Source organism: Phenylobacterium sp. GW821-FHT12F10, assembly GCF_058806695.1.
Genome location: NZ_JBXAPY010000002.1, coordinates 438,571 through 454,525 on the forward strand (window position 1 = coordinate 438,571; position 15,955 = coordinate 454,525).

General features: G+C 68.8%; 14 protein-coding genes and 1 tRNA gene. 9 read left to right on the forward strand and 6 right to left on the reverse strand.

All coding sequences use genetic code 11. The annotated features are described in order from the left end of the window. Positions 1–50 precede the first annotated feature (50 nt). Positions 51–134: transfer RNA gene (locus tag AC1RN5_RS14595), tRNA-Leu, on the forward strand. A gap of 30 nt (positions 135–164) precedes the next feature. On the opposite strand, the gene AC1RN5_RS14600 is transcribed toward AC1RN5_RS14595, so the two are convergent. The 3 genes from AC1RN5_RS14600 to AC1RN5_RS14610 form a co-directional block, all read right to left on the reverse strand. Continuing rightward, positions 165–1,193, reverse strand: a complete 1,029-nt coding sequence (locus tag AC1RN5_RS14600) for a sterol desaturase family protein (protein WP_493041874.1) — start codon at positions 1,191–1,193, stop codon at positions 165–167. 110 nt (positions 1,194–1,303) lie between these two features. Beyond that, a complete protein-coding gene (locus AC1RN5_RS14605; RefSeq protein ID WP_493041875.1) occupies positions 1,304–1,681 on the reverse strand; it encodes a DUF3597 domain-containing protein in 378 nt (125 codons plus the stop codon). A 116-nt stretch (positions 1,682–1,797) separates the two neighbouring features. Beyond that, a complete protein-coding gene (locus tag AC1RN5_RS14610) occupies positions 1,798–4,059 on the reverse strand; it encodes a TonB-dependent receptor (RefSeq protein ID WP_493041876.1) in 2,262 nt (753 codons plus the stop codon). A 245-nt stretch (positions 4,060–4,304) separates the two neighbouring features. On the opposite strand from AC1RN5_RS14610, the gene AC1RN5_RS14615 reads away from it, so the two are divergent. Continuing rightward, a complete protein-coding gene (locus tag AC1RN5_RS14615; protein ID WP_493041877.1) occupies positions 4,305–6,314 on the forward strand; it encodes an alpha-glucosidase in 2,010 nt (669 codons plus the stop codon). A gap of 3 nt (positions 6,315–6,317) precedes the next feature. Continuing rightward, complete coding sequence (locus AC1RN5_RS14620) at positions 6,318–7,223, forward strand: alpha/beta hydrolase (protein WP_493041878.1); 906 nt, start codon at positions 6,318–6,320, stop codon at positions 7,221–7,223. Between the two features lie 17 nt (positions 7,224–7,240). On the opposite strand, the gene AC1RN5_RS14625 is transcribed toward AC1RN5_RS14620, so the two are convergent. Next, complete coding sequence (locus AC1RN5_RS14625) at positions 7,241–8,977, reverse strand: N-acyl-D-amino-acid deacylase family protein (RefSeq protein ID WP_493041879.1); 1,737 nt, start codon at positions 8,975–8,977, stop codon at positions 7,241–7,243. Between the two features lie 109 nt (positions 8,978–9,086). Then, positions 9,087–9,482, reverse strand: coding sequence for an SRPBCC family protein (locus tag AC1RN5_RS14630; RefSeq protein ID WP_493041880.1), 396 nt, complete (start codon positions 9,480–9,482; stop codon positions 9,087–9,089). A 167-nt stretch (positions 9,483–9,649) separates the two neighbouring features. On the opposite strand from AC1RN5_RS14630, the gene AC1RN5_RS14635 reads away from it, so the two are divergent. Beyond that, entirely contained in the window at positions 9,650–10,012 is a 363-nt protein-coding gene (locus AC1RN5_RS14635) for a hypothetical protein (RefSeq protein ID WP_493041881.1), read from the forward strand. A 1-nt stretch (position 10,013) separates the two neighbouring features. On the opposite strand, the gene trhA is transcribed toward AC1RN5_RS14635, so the two are convergent. After that, the gene (gene trhA, locus AC1RN5_RS14640; RefSeq protein ID WP_421934838.1) at positions 10,014–10,700 is read right to left on the reverse strand and encodes a PAQR family membrane homeostasis protein TrhA; all 687 of its coding nucleotides are present in this window, start codon (positions 10,698–10,700) and stop codon (positions 10,014–10,016) included. Between the two features lie 135 nt (positions 10,701–10,835). Between trhA and AC1RN5_RS14645 the strand changes: the two genes are divergently transcribed. The 5 genes from AC1RN5_RS14645 (at position 10,836) to AC1RN5_RS14665 (ending at position 15,885) form a co-directional block, all read left to right on the forward strand. Continuing rightward, on the forward strand, positions 10,836–11,795 hold the full coding sequence (locus AC1RN5_RS14645; RefSeq protein WP_493041882.1) for a hypothetical protein: 960 nt from the start codon (positions 10,836–10,838) through the stop codon (positions 11,793–11,795). 72 nt (positions 11,796–11,867) lie between these two features. After that, positions 11,868–12,770, forward strand: coding sequence for a DMT family transporter (locus AC1RN5_RS14650; RefSeq protein WP_493041883.1), 903 nt, complete (start codon positions 11,868–11,870; stop codon positions 12,768–12,770). Between the two features lie 122 nt (positions 12,771–12,892). Continuing rightward, complete coding sequence (locus AC1RN5_RS14655) at positions 12,893–13,447, forward strand: tetratricopeptide repeat protein (protein WP_493041884.1); 555 nt, start codon at positions 12,893–12,895, stop codon at positions 13,445–13,447. A 40-nt stretch (positions 13,448–13,487) separates the two neighbouring features. Further along, positions 13,488–13,832 carry a hypothetical protein gene (locus AC1RN5_RS14660; RefSeq protein WP_493041885.1) on the forward strand — a complete coding sequence of 115 codons (345 nt, stop codon included), beginning with the start codon at positions 13,488–13,490 and terminating at the stop codon, positions 13,830–13,832. A gap of 106 nt (positions 13,833–13,938) precedes the next feature. Further along, positions 13,939–15,885 carry an alpha/beta hydrolase family protein gene (locus AC1RN5_RS14665; protein ID WP_493041886.1) on the forward strand — a complete coding sequence of 649 codons (1,947 nt, stop codon included), beginning with the start codon at positions 13,939–13,941 and terminating at the stop codon, positions 15,883–15,885. The last annotated feature ends 70 nt before the right edge of the window (positions 15,886–15,955 follow it).

A 15,955-nucleotide genomic window follows, 5' to 3' on the forward strand; every position in this document is an offset into this window, starting at 1 on the left:
CGCCGCTTGCGGCGCGAGGTCCCGCCGCTACATTGCCGGCCGCTCCTGGGGCCCCAGTGGCGAAATGGTAGACGCGGCAGACTCAAAATCTGTTGCCGAGAGGCGTGTTGGTTCGAGTCCGACCTGGGGCACCAAGATTTTCAAGGCGTGAGCGCGCCAGGCGCTCACTCGGTGCGCCGCACGACGAAGCCCGACCAGAAGTGCCAATAGTCCCGCAGCAGGTCCGGCACGATCCAGAAGCCGTGCCGATAGGGCTGGGACACGCCGATCACCAGGTCGCGCTTGGCCCCGCCGTACCAGGTGCCGAACAGCCGGTCCCAGATCGGAGCCATGGCGAAGTGGCCGGTGGGGTGGGTCATGTCCAGCTTGTGGTGCAGGCGGTGGTGCAGGGGCGACTGCAGGACCCAGCGGCCGAACCAGCCCCAGTCCGACTGCAGCTGGGAGTGGATCAGGAAGCCCACCGTCGTCACCACCACGCTGACGAAGATCATCACGGCCGGTGTCGCGCCCAGGACGGCCAGCGGCAGGTTGATCACGAAGAAGGCGCTGAAGGCGGCCGGGTGCTGCCGCGCCGAGGTGACGACGCAGAAGTCCTCCGCCGAGTGGTGATAGCGATGCAGCGGCCAGAAGAACCGGCTGTGGTCCAGCCGGTGGGTCCAGTAGTCGAAGAAGGTGTAGATGTAGAAGTAGACCACCAGCTGGGCCGCGAAGGGCAGGCTGGTCAGGTCGACCGCGAAGCCGGTCCGCGCCTTGATCCACTCCCGGAGCGCCATGCCGGAGATCATCGAGGCGCCCAGCATCATCGCCTTGCCCACCAGATCAAGCACGTGGCCCTGGCCGAGGATCAGCACCGCCAGGTCGGTGCGCATGGACATGGTGGGGCCGAAGATCAGCGCGCGCGCCGAGCTGCGCTCCCAGCCCACGACGAGCCATTCGATCCACAGCGCGGTGGGCAGGATGGCGGCGATCAGGCCGATGCCGGTGACGATCCGGTTGTGAACGTCGCCCACGGTCTTCGACTTACCGAAGGCCTGCAGGGTGATCTGGTCGGGGAGGAGATGGACCACCGCCCACCAGGCGCCGCCCAGCAGGGCGGCATAGGCCAGGAGGCCGAGGACCACGGCGGCGCGCCCCATGACGGTCCGGCGGCGGTCCGCGCCCTCCAGCGTCAATGAGGTCTCGGCAAGCGCCATCCGTCTTCGCTCCACGTTCTGCGGTCGGCCGCAGTAGAGCGAGATGGCGTTGAATGGCCGTTAACGGGGGCGGGAAAGGGCGCCGAAGGCCCTCTCCGCGCCTTGCCGCGTCAGTCCTGAAGGCTGGCCGGAACCTTGCCGCCGTTCTCGGCGAGCTTCTTCCAGACCGCCTTCTGCAGGGCGATGTTCTGCTCGGCGCTGCCGTCGGCGCCGGCGTGGACGCCCAGCTCCTGACCCAGCTCCTTGCGCGCCTGCAGGCTAGAATCCAGATCCAGCATCTTCAGCAGGTCGACGATGGAGGTGCGCCAGTTGCCGCCGCCGCCCTTCTGGGCCGCCAGCTCGGTGAGCACGGCCTCGACGTCGACGGGGGCCGCCGGAGCGGGCGCGGCCGCAGGTGCGGCCGGAGCTGCCGCCGTGGGCGCGGGCGCCGGAGCCGCCGCGGTCTTGTGGTGGAAAATCTTGTCGAAGATCTTGCCGAAAATGCTCATGAGCGCCTCGCTGAAGTGTGAGGACAGAAGGCTCGGGAGTCCGGCGGGTTCCGCCTGGGGCGGAAGAAGAAGCGCCTGGGCCGCATGCTCTCTATGCGGCCCAGGGCTGGAGCGTCCTAGCCGCCGAAGTTGGCGCGGATGGTGACGCCGTAGTAGCGCTCGGAGTCACGCGGCACCTGCTGGCGGATGTAGGTGCTGGTGATCCGGGCGGTGGTGTAGAACTCGTCGGTGATGTTCTTGACCACGAAGGTCACGCGGTAGCGGTCGTCGCGGTCCACCAGGGCGACACTGGCGTCCCACAGGCCGTAGCCCTCCAGCGGCGGACCGATCACCGGGTTGTTGGCGTTCGGGCGGCCGGCGTCCTGGTGCACGAAGGAGGTGTTCAGGTTGACGTCGAAGGGCAGGGACGGCGTTTCCACCCGGTAGTCGGCGGCCAGGCTCCACTTGCCCTTCGGCGCGCCGAGCGGCTGGCCGTTGACCGCCGAGCAGGAGGCCGGCGAGCCGGGCGGGCAGTAGAACTTCTCGATCTTGGCGTCGGTGTAGCTGCCGCCCCCTGACAGGGTCAGGTTGGCGGTGGGCCGGGCCGTGAAGTCGGCCTCGACGCCCTTGGTGGAGACCTCGCCCGCATTCACCAGGCGGCTGACGATGGTGCCGGCGACGGTGTCGAAGTTGGTGGTCTGGAACCCCGAATACTTGGTGTCGAAGGCCGCCAGGTTGAGGATTAGGCGACGGTCGAACAGGGCCGTCTTCAGGCCGATTTCATAGGCGTCCGACGTTTCCGCCTCGAGCGGAATGGTGTCGAAGCTCTGCATGTTGAAGAAGACGTTGATCGCCGGGCCCTTGTAGCCGCGGGCGTAGTTCACATAGCCGGAGATGGCGTCGGTGAAGGCGTACTGCAGGCCGATGCGGCCCGACGTGCCGCGCGTGGTGGTGGAGCCGGTGGCCGCGAAGCTCGGGCGGACCCCGGCAGTGGCGGTCGGGAAGGCCGAGACGCGGGCGAAGTTGAAGTTGATCTCGTCGCGCGACGACCGCAGGCCGACGATGCCGGTCAGCTTGTCGTTGAAGTGCAGGTTGGCCTGGCCGAAGATCGCCGAGTTCTGCAGGCTGGTGGTGAAGTTGGCCGTGCCGTTCGAAGTCACCGCATAGGTCGAGGACCCGGGGGCGCAGGCGCCGCCGGCCAGGGTGGTGGCGGTGCAGCCGACGTTGAAGCGGTTGAAGTAATTGTCCTGGTCGGTCTTGTAGTAGTAGGCGCCGACCACATAGTCGACCAGGCCGCCGATGGGCGAGGCCAGGCGGACTTCCTGGGTGAACTGGTTGAAGTCCAGCACGCCGGTGTCGCGCGAGGACGAGGTGCCGACGCGCCGGCCTTGCACCGCGGTGTAGTCGCCGTCGCGGTACTCGGTGTTGCCCCAGCCGCGCCAGGCGGTGATGGAGGTGAAGGTGTAGTCGCCGAGCCTGTAATCGACCTGGCCGGAATAGCCCCAGCTGCTGTCCTTGGTGACCGGATCCAGGTCGTTGTTGATGTCGCGGTTGGTGGGGCCCACCACCAGCGGAGCTTCCTGGCCGATGATGGGATCGCCCGGGGTCGCGTAGCCGATGACGTCGGCCGAGGCGTTGTCCACCGCGTTGGTCCAGTCGGCGATCAGGTTGACGGTCAGGTCCTCGTTGGGGGTCCATTCCAGCTTGCCGCGGACGCCGAAACGCTCGTAGCCGTTCACGGTCTCGCCATTGAACACGTTCTTGGCGTTGCCGTCATAGTGGCCGTAGACGCCGGTGACGCCGAAGCGCGTGGTGTCGCTGATGGGGCCGGAGTAGCCGGCGCGCAGGCGGTACTCGTTGCCGTCGAAATAGGAGGCCTCCACGAAGCTCTTCGGCGTGGCCGAGGGCTTGCGGGTGATGATGGAGACCACACCGGCTGAGGCGTTCTTGCCAAACAGGGTGCCCTGAGGGCCGCGCAGGACTTCGATGCGCTCGACGTCGAAGAGATCGAAGAAGGCCTGGCCCGAACGGGCGAAGACCACGCCGTCGATCACCGTCGAGACGGCCGGTTCCGAACCGGAGGAGAAGGAGGTGGTGCCGATGCCGCGGATGTTCAGCGACGAGTTCACGTTCGTCGTGCCCTTGCGGAAGGTCAGCGAGGGGACCTGTTCCACCAACTGCTCGGTGCTGAAGGTCTGGCGGGCCTCAAGCTGTTCGCCGCTGACGACGCTGACGGCGACGGGAACCTTTTGCAGGCTCTCCGACCGGCGCTGGGCGGTGACGACGACTTCTTCGACCTGGACGTCGCTGGCCTGGGCGAAGGCGAAGGCCGGGATGGCGGCGGTCGCCATAAGGGCGGCCAGGGCGACGCCGGAGCGCCTTTGAATTGAAATGCTCATGGTGAAATCCCCCGATTCAGCGGCGCGTAATTCACGCTCCTGGCTGTTTCCCAGCCAGGGGCGGCATACCTGCACAAAGGGCTGGCAAAGCCAACACACTTATATGACTATATGATATATTGCTTGACGGGGCTGACCCAAAGATCACAGCCCCCGCCGAGGCCGGGTTCTAGCCGAGACGCCTTGGCCGATCGCATTAGAATTGTACGCGCGCACCCCCAGGGTTTCTGGGCACAGGAGTCTGCATGCAGGTAGTCGAGCGCCCCTCGGGCTTTGACGTCGTCGAGGCCGGGCGGGTGATCCTGCGCCATGACGCCGAAGCGCCCTGCCTCTTCGTCGGGCGCGGGGAGCCGGAGGTCGCCATGCTGCGGGGCAACTTCAAGATCTCCGACTACCTGGTGGAGCGGATCGGCCTGAGGGTGGCGGCCGTCACCCGAGTTGGCGACACGGTGACCATCGCCTTCGCGCCCCACGCCGGCGAGGCGGCCGTGCTGACCATGACGGTGGACGGCGGCGTGATGGCGGTCAGCGCCGCCGATCCCAGCCTGAACCGCTTCTGGATTCGCCTGGCCGCCGAGGCCGGTGAGCACGTCTGGGGCGGGGGCGAGCAGATGTCCTATTTCGATCTGCGCGGCCGACGCTTTCCGCTCTGGACCTCCGAGCCCGGAGTGGGGCGCGACAAGACCCGGATGATCACCCTGCAGGCGGATCTCGCCGGCGCGGGCGGGGACTATTTCAACACCAACTATCCGCAGCCCACCTATGTCTCGTCGCGGCGGTACGCCCTGCACGTTGACACCACGGCCTACAGCGTCTTCGACTTCCGCCACGACGGCTTCCACGAGATCGAGGTCTGGGAGATCCCCGCCAAGATCGAGGTCTGGGCGCGCGACAGCTTCGTCGAGATCGTCGGCGTCCTGTCCGAGCGTTTCGGCCGCCAGCCGCAGCTTCCGGCCTGGGTGCTGGAGGGCGCCATCGTCGGCCTCAAGCAGGGGGCGGAAAGCTTCGACCGCCTGCAGACCTTCCTGGACGCCGGGGTCGCCGTCTCGGGCCTCTGGTGCGAGGACTGGGTGGGCCTGCGCGTCACCTCCTTCGGCAAGCGCCTGTTCTGGGACTGGAAGTGGAACCCCAAGCGCTATCCCAACCTCGACACCCAGATCGGCGAGCTGCGGGCCAAGGGCATCCGGTTCCTGGGCTATGTGAACCCCTATCTGGCGGTGGACGGCAGCTTCTATGAGGTGGCCAAGGCGAAGGGCTATCTCGCGCTCACCCTCGACGGCGCCGGCCCCTACATCGTCGACTTCGGCGAGTTCGACTGCGGCGTGGTGGACTTCACGATCCCCGAGGCCTGCGACTGGTTCGAAGACGAGATCATCGGCCGCCAGATGCTGGACTTCGGCCTCTCGGGCTGGATGGCCGACTTCGGCGAGTACCTGCCCACCGACGTCAAGCTGGCCAACGGCGTCGACGGCATGCTGATGCACAACGCCTGGCCGACCCTGTGGGCGGAGGTCAATGCGCGCGCCGTCGCCAAACGCGGCCAGACCGGCGAGGCCCTGTTCTTCCTGCGGGCCGGCTACACCGGGGTCCAGGCCCATTGTCCCCTGCTGTGGGCCGGCGACCAGTGCGTGGACTTCAGCCGCCATGACGGCCTCGGCACGGTCATCTGCGGGGCCCTGTCCTCGGGCCTGCTGGGCAACGCCTATCACCACAGCGACATCGGCGGTTACACGAGCCTGTTCGGGAATGTGCGGACCGCCGAACTGCTGATGCGCTGGTCGGAGATGGCGGCCTTCACCCCGGTGATGCGCTCCCACGAGGGCAACCGCCCCGACGAGAACCTGCAGCTGGACGGCGATCCCCAGGTCCTGGCCCACTTCGCGCGGATGACCCGGATATATCGTCACCTGGCCCCCTATGTGGCGCGCCTGTCGGCGCAGGCGGCGGCCACCGGCCTGCCGCTGCAACGGCCGATGTTCCTGCACTTCCAGGACGATCCCGCGACCTATGCCGACCAGACCCAGTACCTCTACGGCGCCGACCTGCTGGTGGCGCCGGTGATCGAGGAGGGGAAGACCGAGCGGAGCGTTCACCTGCCGGCCGGCCCCGACTGGGTGAATGTGTGGACCGGCGAGACCCTGGCTGGCGGCGGCGATGTCGCGGTCGCCGCCGAGCTGGGCTATCCGCCGGTCTTCTATCGCGCCGGCTCGGCGGACGCCGCGCTCTTCGCCGGCCTTGGCCAGATCCAGGAGTAATCGATGACCGACACTGATCGACGTGGCCTGCTGGCCGCGGGCCTGCTGACCTCTGCCCTGATGAGCGCCGCCTCGGCCAAGGCCGCCACCAAGCCCAGCGAGGGCCAGATGATCGAGCTGTGGCCGAACGGCGCGCCGGGCGGATCGAAGGTCACTGTGACGGAGAAGGCGACGGAGGTGGTCGACAAGGGCCAGACCGGGCGCGACATCTCCGGGATCACCAGGCCGCGATTCAGCCTGCACCGTCCAAAGACCAAGACCGACACCGCCATGCTGGTGATCGCCGGCGGCGCCTTCAACCGGGTGGTGTTCGACAAGGAGGGCGAGGAGGTCTGCCGCTGGCTGGCCGAAAATGGGATCGCCGCCGGCGCCTTGCTGTACCGCCTGCCGGGCGACGGCTGGGAGGCGGGCCAGGACGCCCCGGTGCAGGACGCCCAGCGCGCCCTGCGCCTGCTGGTCCAGGCGACCGGCGCCAAGCGGGTGGGGATCATGGGCTTCTCGGCCGGCGGCACCATCGCCGCGGCCCTGGCGACCCGGTCGACCGAGGCGCTCTACCCGCCGGTGGACGCCGCCGACAAGCTGGACGCGACCCCCGGCTTCATGTGCCTGGGCTATGCCTACATGAACGTCCCCAAGGGTCCGCGGGAGAACATGTTCAAGGGCCTGACCAAGGCCACCCCGCCGACCTTCTTCTTCCACGCCGCCGATGATCAGCGCGTGCCGATGGCCAACAGTATCGAGCCGTTCCAGGAGCTGCGCGCTTTCGGCGTGCCCGCCGCCCTGCACGTCTTCGAGAGCGGCGCCCATGGTTTCGGCCTGCGGGCGCCCGAGGGGTCATCCGCCGCGCGTTGGCCGGACCTGTTCCTCACCTGGGCCCGGGCCGGAGGCCATCTCGGCGCGAGCCTGTAGGCGGCCCCTCGCCGGGACTACTCCGCGGCCTGGGCCATCGGTGCGTGTTGCGGGCCGCGTATCAGCTTGCCGGGCATCTCGCCGGTGGCCTCGCCGTTCTCGAAGGTGACCACGCCGTCCACGATGGTGGCGACATAGCCCTGGGCCCGCTGGATCAGGCGGCGGCCCTCGGCGGGCAGGTCGAAGGCCATCTCCGGCGCCAGGATCGCCAGCTTCTCGAAATCGATCAGGTTGAGGTCGGCCTTCATGCCGGGCGCGAGCGTGCCGCGGTCGTGCAGGCCGTAGAGCCTCGCGGTGTCGCGGGTCTGCATGGAGACCACCTTCTCCAGGGAGAGACGCTCGCCGCGCGAGCGGTCGCGGACCCAGTGGGTCAGCATGTAGGTGGGGAAGCTGGCGTCGCAGATCACCCCGCAATGGGCGCCGCCGTCCGACAGGCTGAGCACCGTGTTGGGGTGGTTCATCATCTCGTGGATGTGGTCGAAGTTGAACTCAGCATAGTTCAGCAGCGGCAGGTAGATGTAGCCGCGGCCGTCCTTCTCCATGAGCATGTCGTAGACGATGGCGTCGGGCGCCTGGCCGGTGGTCTTGGCCAGGTGGGCGATGGAATCCTCGGCGCGGGGCTCGTAGTCCAGGCCGCTCGCGTGCTCCAGGCGGAACATGCGGTCGAAGCCCTGGGTCAGGATCATGCCGATGGCGCCCATGGGCCGCGACGGCTCGGCCAGGATCCTGGCCCGCACCTCCGGGTCGCGCAGGTGGACGATGCGCTCGGCGAAAGGCAGGGCGGCCAGCTGGCGATAGGTGTCGCGGCCGATGAAGGGATGGACCGTGCTCTGCCAGCCCAGCACCATTCCGGTGGGTCGGCAGGCGATCTGGGCGGTGATCTGGGCGCCCTCGGCGCGGGCCTCTTCCGTCAACTGCAGCAGCCTGCGCCAGCCGTCGGCCTTCACCGGCGACTGCAGCAGGCCGTAGGTGACGGGGACGCCGGTCTCGGCCGAGAGCGACCGCATCCAGTTGAACTCGTCCTCGGCCGGCGCCATGTCCGAGGCCATCTCGAACACCCCGTGGCCGGCCTGGCCCATGGCCCGGCCGATGCCCAGCAGCTCGTCCTCGGCGGCGAAGGTGCCGGGCACCGGTTCGCCGTCCTTGGCCAGGTGCAGCATGGTGCGCGAGGTGGAGAAGCCCAGGGCTCCGGCGGCGACGCCCTCACCGACGATGCGCGACATCTCGGCGATGTCCTCGGCGGTGGCGGGTTCGTTGCGCGCGCCGCGCTCGCCCATGACATAGGCCCGCACCGCGCCGTGCGGCACCTGGGTCGCCACATCGATCACCCGGGGCTGGCCCTCCAGGCTGTTCAGGTATTCGGGGAAGGTCTCCCAGGTCCAGTTGATGCCTTCGGACAGCGCCGCGCCGGGGATGTCCTCGACGCCCTCCATCAGCTCGATCAGCCAGGCGTGGCGGTCGGGTCGGACCGGGGCGAAGCCGACGCCGCAATTGCCCATCACCGCCGTGGTCACCCCGTGCCAGCTGGAAGGCGCGAGATAGGGGTCCCAGGTCACCTGGCCGTCATAGTGGGTGTGGATATCGACCCAGCCCGGCGTGACGATCAGGCCGCCGGCGTCGATCTCCCGACGTCCTGGCTGGGTGATCTTCCCAACGGCGGTGATCCTGCCGTTGTCGATGGCGATGTCGGCCAGGAAGGCCGGGGTCTCGGCGCCGTCCACCACGCGCCCGTTTCGGATCACCAGATCATGCATCGTCCGCCCTCGGTCGAGGTTCTACGCAGACGTCATTCCGGCCGCGCCTGCGGACCCAACTCCAGGGAGCATGAACCCAAGTCTCGCGGCCGGAAAGTGTGACCCGACGTCAGGCCGCCTCCATCGTCCTCTTCAGGATCTCGGCGCCCTGGGCCATCATCGGACCCATGGTGTCGGCCGCCGCATGGGGCAGGACATCGGCGATCCAGACGAAGCGGCAGCGGCCCTCGCCGGCCGGGAACACCTGGTTGGAGGCGCTGTGCTGGGTGAGCCGGGGACTGGCGACGCTGTAGGCGAAGCGGCGCTCGGCATGGTCGATGTCGATGATGGTCTCCTGCGCGGTCATGCCGTTGCCGAAGGTGACGGTGCGGACCTCGCCCTCCAACACGGTGTCCACGACGAAGCCGGGCACCAGGCGCGTGTGCAGGGCGCCGACGTCGGCGATGGCGTCCCAGACCTTGTCGGCGGGGGCGTTGATGATGACTTCCTTGTGGACGGTGGCCATGGCTGGAGCTCTCGATCGGGGTTGAAGACCAGGCCGGACCATGGGACGGGGCGCTCCGCGCGTCTGGCCGATTTCGGACACGGTCGCCTGGGCGGGGGAACCAGCGTCACGGCGGGGTATTTTCCGCTCGCCGCCCTTCCGCCGGCTTTTGCTGTTCAGACGCCCCGATGAAACCCTTGATCGCCCTTACCGCCCTTTGCCTGGTGGCCGCCCCCGCGGCCGCCGTCGCCGCCGAGTCCACGCCCCTTGCGCGGGCCTTCGGCAATACGGTGGTGTCCACCTACCCGGACGGCCGCACGGGTCTGCTGTGGCTCAAGAGGGATGGGACCTACGACGCCAAGGGTCGCCACCGCACGCCGTCCAGCGGCAAGTGGACCCTGAGGGGAGATCGGGTGTGCCTGAAGCAGGCCAAGCCCCGCGCCGTGCCCTTCTCCTACTGCACCGCCCTGCCGTCCGGCGAGAGCTGGCGGGCCAAGGCGGTGACCGGCGAGCCGATCACCGTGCGGATCGTGAAGGGCGTCGCGTCCTAGCCTAGTGCTGGGCCAGGACCACGCCCATCAGCACGGCGACGTACTGCAGCACCGCCCCGCCCACCACGTGGCCGTGCCAGATGGCGCGGCGGAACTTCAGCCGCTCCAGCAGGTAGAAGACCGCGCCGGTGGAATAGATGGCGCCCCCCAGGGCCAGCAGCAGCAGGGCCACCCAGGACAGCCCGTCCACCATCGGCTTGATGGCCACCAGCACCAGCCAGCCGAGCGCCAGGTAGAGCCCGACCCAGAAGCGGCGGCCCAGGCCCGGCAGGAACAGCTTCCCGACGATGCCGAGGGTGGCGAGGCTCCAGACCGCCGTGGTCATGGCGATGGACCAGGCGCCCGTCAGGTTCTGGGTGGTGAAGGGGGTGTAGGAGCCGGCGATCATCAGGAAGATGCCGGCGTGATCGAAGCGGCGCAGCAGGGGCCGCCAGGTGGGCTTGGCGAAGTTGTAGGCCGTGGACAGGGCCAGCATCGCCACCATGGCCAGGCTGTAGACCGCCACCGCGGCCACCTGGCCCAGCGTGCCGATCTTGACCGAGAGTCCCAGCAGGATGCCGCCGCCGATGAGGGCGAAGGTCAGGCCGGCGACGTGCACGACCAGGTCGGCGCACTTGGCGGCGGGCGTGGGATAGTGTCGCGGCGGGAACATGAAAGTCACCATAGCGCCGGCGTGTGGCGGACGCATGACCAATCTTCCCAGGCGGGGCGCCGGTTTATTTCGTTGTCAAAGCGTGGCATTTGCATCTGGTGGCGTAGGTGGTCCGTACCGTGAGGAATGTCGCATCCTTGGTTCGCGGACCAAGGCCCAATCAGGATCTCGATGCCCGAAACGGAGGCCCCCGCCGTTCCCAATGACGTCAGCCGCCACGTGATGCGCCTCGGCGGCGATTTCTTCCTGTCCGCCAGCCAGATCATCACCACCTCCATCGACGCCGATCTGGTGACCGGGGTGATCTTCCTGGCCACCGTGAGGGCCAATGTTCGGCACCTGCTCGGGGAGCCCGACCTGGCCGCGGCCTATTTCGAGCCCGGCGATCTGCCGCCCGACGCGCTGCGACGGCCGGTGAGCGTCTACGCCCTCGCCCGCGAGCTGCACCTGCCCTACGAGACCGCGCGGCGCCACATCGGCAAGCTGTTGGCGGCCGGCCTTTGCGTCCGCGGCGGCGACGGCGGGGTCGTCGTCCCGGCCGAGGTGAACGACCGCGAGAACGTCCGCGCCGCGGTGCGGAAGAATTTCGAGGCGACGGCGCGCTTCGTCCAGGCCCTGGCCGACACGGGCATCACGCCCACCTGCGGACCCGCCCCCGGGGCCGCCGAGAAGACGGCCTACCTTCCGCGTGAGGTGGTGAGGCTGTCGAGCGGCTATTTCCTCGACGCCGTCGAACTGCTGATGACCAACATGGACCTGCAGCTGGTGGAGGGCCTGATGTTCCTGGCCATCGTGCGGGCCAACACCCTGCATGTGACCCTCGACCCGGACCTGGCCGCGACCTTCAGCGGCGTCGACGAGATTCCCCCCGACGAGCTGAGGAAGACCGTCAGCATCAACAACCTGGCGCGCGAGCTGACCCTGCCCTACGAGACCGCCCGCCGCCACGCGCACAAGCTGATCGACGCCGGGATCTGCCGGCGAAGCCCCGACCGCGGCCTGGTGGTGCCCGCCGAGGTCCATGCCCGCGAGGACTTCAAGCGCGGCGTGATCCAGACCTTCGAGATGACCCAGGCCTTCGTGAACGACCTGGCGGCGGCGGGCCTTATCCTTCGCCCCACCGGAAGCTGACATCGCCGCGGACGGGCGTCCTGTCGCCGCACGGGATGGCGCGGCCGGACCGAACCGCCTAAGCCCTCACTCATGACCGCCAGCCCCCCGCCCGCGCACCTGACCGTCCAGCGCAACGGCCTGGGGATCGCCCTGCGGGTGGCGGCCATGGTCTGCATGGCGGGCCTGGCGGCGCTGGTGAAGTGGTGCTCCAGCCGCGGCGTGCCGGTCCTGGAGATCATCTTCTTCCGCAACGCCTTCGCCTTCGTTCCTGTCCTGCTCTACATCTCCCGCACCAGCGGCTTCTCGGTGCTGAGGACCAAGCGGCCGCTGGGCCACCTGATGCGCTCCACCGTCGGCCTGACCGGCATGGTCTGCGGGTTCACCGCCGTCAGCCTGTTGCCGCTGACGGAATCCACCGCGCTCTCCTTTTCCGCCCCCCTGTTCATGACCGCCATGTCGGCGGTGATCCTGAAGGAGGCCGTGGGGCTGCACCGCTGGGGCGCCGTCGTCGTCGGCCTGGTCGGCGTGCTGATCATGATCCATCCCGATCCGGCCCACATGGCGGTGAAGGGCACGATCTTCGCCCTGGTGGCCGCCGTCGGCTCGGCGGGCGCCATGATCGCCATCCGCGAGATCGGCCGCACCGAGCCGGGCGCGACGATCGTCTTCTACTTCACCCTGGCGGGCATGGTTCTGGGGCTGGCGAGCCTGCCCTTCGGCTGGGTGATCCCGGACCTGCCGACCCTGGGCCTGCTGATCCTGGCCGGCCTGCTGGGCGGGGTGGGGCAGCTCTTCCTGACCGAGGCGATCCGGCGGGCGCCGGTGGCCGTGGTGGCGCCCTTCGACTACACCCAGCTGGTCTGGGCCAGCCTCATCGGCTTTCTGGTCTGGGGCGAGACCCCCAGGCTCGCGACCCTGGCCGGCGCCCTGGTGGTGGCCGGCAGCAGCGTCTACATCCTGCTGCGCGAGACCCGCCGCTTCCGTCGCACCTGACCGCCAGCGCTTGCAGAAAGCCTGCGTTGACAGACCCTTGTTACGGGATGAGTCTCGCGTGAAGTCGGGTTCCGCGAGGGCCTCGCGCGCTCCGGGCCGGCTCCAGGCGAGGGAGGCCGGGCATGTTCAGGACAGTATCGATGGCGGGCGCCCTGGCGCTGGCCTGCGCGGCGGGCTCGGCCCAGGCCGCGGTCACCGTGATCGGCGGAGGTCTGGCCCAGGCCTGCTCCCAGGCCGCGGTCGGCGGGGAGAGCGACGTCAAGTTCCAGCAGCTCTGCACCGACGCCCTGGACACCGAGTTCATGAACGCCCGCGACCGGGCCGGGACCCTGGTCAACCGCGGCGTCCTCAAGCTGCGGCGCGGCGCCTATCCCGAGGCCACCCGCGACTTCGACCAGGCGGTGAAGCTCAAGGCCGACATGGGCGAGGCCTATGTGAACCGCGGCGCGGCCGCCATCGGCCAGCGGCGCTACGCCGAGAGCTTGCCCGACCTCAACAAGGGGCTGGAGCTGGGGGTGCAGGAGCCGGCCAAGGCCTATTACAATCGCGCCCTGGCCTATGAGGGGCTGGATGACGCCAAGTCGGCCTATTTCGACTACCAGAAGGCCCTGGAGATGCAGCCCGAATGGGCCGCCCCGCGGGAGCAACTCACCCGCTTCAGCGTCTCACGGCGATAGGGGCGGGGACCTCGCCAGGGCCCCACGCGTTCTGATCGGCATGCGCCTCCTGCTTTCAGCTCTCGCCCTCTTCGCCGCCCTCGCCACGGGCGCGTCGGCGCAGGACACCGGCTGGGCCGCCCGGGACTTCGATCTCTGGCAGCAGCAGCAGCTGGCCAATCAGCGGGCGGTGGCGCTGGAGAACCAGCTCAACGCCCTGGAGGCCCGCCAGCAGACCGAGGCGCGTCTGCGCGAGCTGGAAACCCAGCGCGCCACGATCCGCCTGCCGGCCGACGACGCCCGGCCGGCGCCCGACCCGTCGGCCAGCCTGCTGCCCTCCAACATCGACGCCTGGATGGCCGCCTCCAACGCCCGGGTTCGCGCCGCGGCTGAAAACCGTCGGTAGAGTCCGCAAGCTTCGCAATTGAGACTTGCTCGGTGGGCGTGCGCCGGGAATAAGACATGACCACCTGGGGTCGTTGGTGGCGTTTCGGTTCCGGGGGGAACTCTCAATGTCTCGAATGATCGTGGCCGCGCTGTGTGCGGTCCTGTTCGCCTTGCCCGCCGCCGCGGCCCCGCCGCTGGAGGTCTTTGGCCGCCTCCCCACCCTGGAGCAGGTGGAGGTCTCGCCCGACGGGACGAAGCTCGCCTATGTCCGCCCCGAGGGCGAGAGCCGCAAGATCATGGTGCAGAGCCTGGCGGACGGGAAGATGCTGGCCGGCGTCGGCGTGGGCGCCGAGAAGCTGCGGGACCTGTTCTGGGTCGGGAATGGCCGCATCGCCTTCTCGACCTCCACGACCTCGCGGATTCGCAGCAACAGTTCCTCGGTGGAATTCACCGGCCGCAGCGAGATCTGGCAGACCCGGGTCTACGACCTCGAGGCCAGGACCTTCCAGCTGGTGCTCGACAAGACCCCCGGCGTCGGCAACTTCACCAATGGCGGTGTCGATGTCGGCGTGGCGGACGGCGTGCCCAGCATCTACGCGGTCGGCCTGAGGCTAAGCGGCGTGGACAGCCTTCAGAGCCTCTACCGGGTGGACGTGGCGGGCGGCCCCACGCGCCTGCTGGATTCGGGACCGAGCATTGGGGACATCTCCACCGACTGGGTGCTGGACGGCTCCGGCGCGGCGATCGCCAAGACCGAGTACGACCGCAAGGATGGCGACTGGCGGCTGCTGGTCCGGGTCGGGGCCAAATGGTATCCGGTGCTCGCCGAGACCGCGCCCCTGGATGAGCCCATGGTGGTCGGTCTTGGGCCCGCGCCCGACACCCTGCTGCTGGCCCGCCTCGAGGATGGCCACCAGGTCTTCAAGCCCGTCTCCCTCAAGACCGGGAAGCTCGGGGAGCCCCTGGAGCTGAAGAACGGGGTGCTGGAGTTCCTGTTCGACGGGGTGACCCGACGGATCATCGGCGTGGTGGAGAACGACGACGCCCACACGATGACCTTCTTCGCCCCCGAGGATCAGGCCGGCTGGAACAAGATCAAGCGCGCCTTCCCCGGCGAGCGGGTGACCCTGGAGAGCTGGTCCGACAACCGCAAGCAGGTGGTGGTCAAGGTGCAGGGGCCCAAGACCGGGGCGGCCTACATGTTCGTCGACCTCGCCGCCGGCCGCGCCTCCATGGTGGACGACATCCAGGCCGGCCTGGGGCCGGACGAGATCTCCACCGCCACCATGATCACCTACAAGGCCGCCGACGGATTGGAGATCCCCGCGGTCCTGACCCTGCCCAAGGGGCGGGACCCGAAGGACCTGCCCCTGGTGGTCATGCCGCACGGCGGTCCGGTGTCCTTCGACACCCTCGATTTCGATTGGTGGAGTCAGGCGCTCGCGTCCCGCGGCTACGCGGTGCTGCAGCCCAACTTCCGCGGCTCCGACGGCTACGGCCCGGCCTTCACCGCCGCCGGCTACGGCGAGTGGGGCCGCAAGATGCAGACCGACCTCTCCGACGGGGTGAAGCACCTCGCCGGCCAGGGGATCGTCGATCCGAAGCGGGTCTGCATCGCGGGCGGAAGCTACGGCGGCTACGCGGCCCTCGCGGGAGTCGCCCTGCAGCCGGGGGTCTACCGCTGCGCCGTGGCGGTCTCCGGTATCTCCGACCTCCATCGTTTCCTGATGTGGAAGCGGGGAAATCTCGGCGGCGGCCGGAACGACACCCTGCGCTTCTGGCGCCGCTTCATGGGCGTGGAGGGCGAGGACGAGAGCGGGCTCGGCGCCTACTCTCCCGCGCTCCAGGCCGCGGCGGTCAAGGCGCCGGTCCTGCTGATTCACGGCAAGGACGACCTGGTGGTGCCCTATGAGCAGACCCAGTTGATGGCCGACGCCCTCACCGCGGCCGCCAAGCCGGTCGAGCTGGTGACCCTCAAGGCCGAGGATCACTGGCTGTCGCGCGGCGCGACCCGCACCCAGATGCTGCAAGCGACCGTCGACTTCCTGGAGAAGAACAATCCTCCCCGATAAATGACATCGGCGCGGTTCGGCCGCATCTTCGCGACCGTTGGCGCGTTGAGGTCGCCAGGGCTTTCAGGAG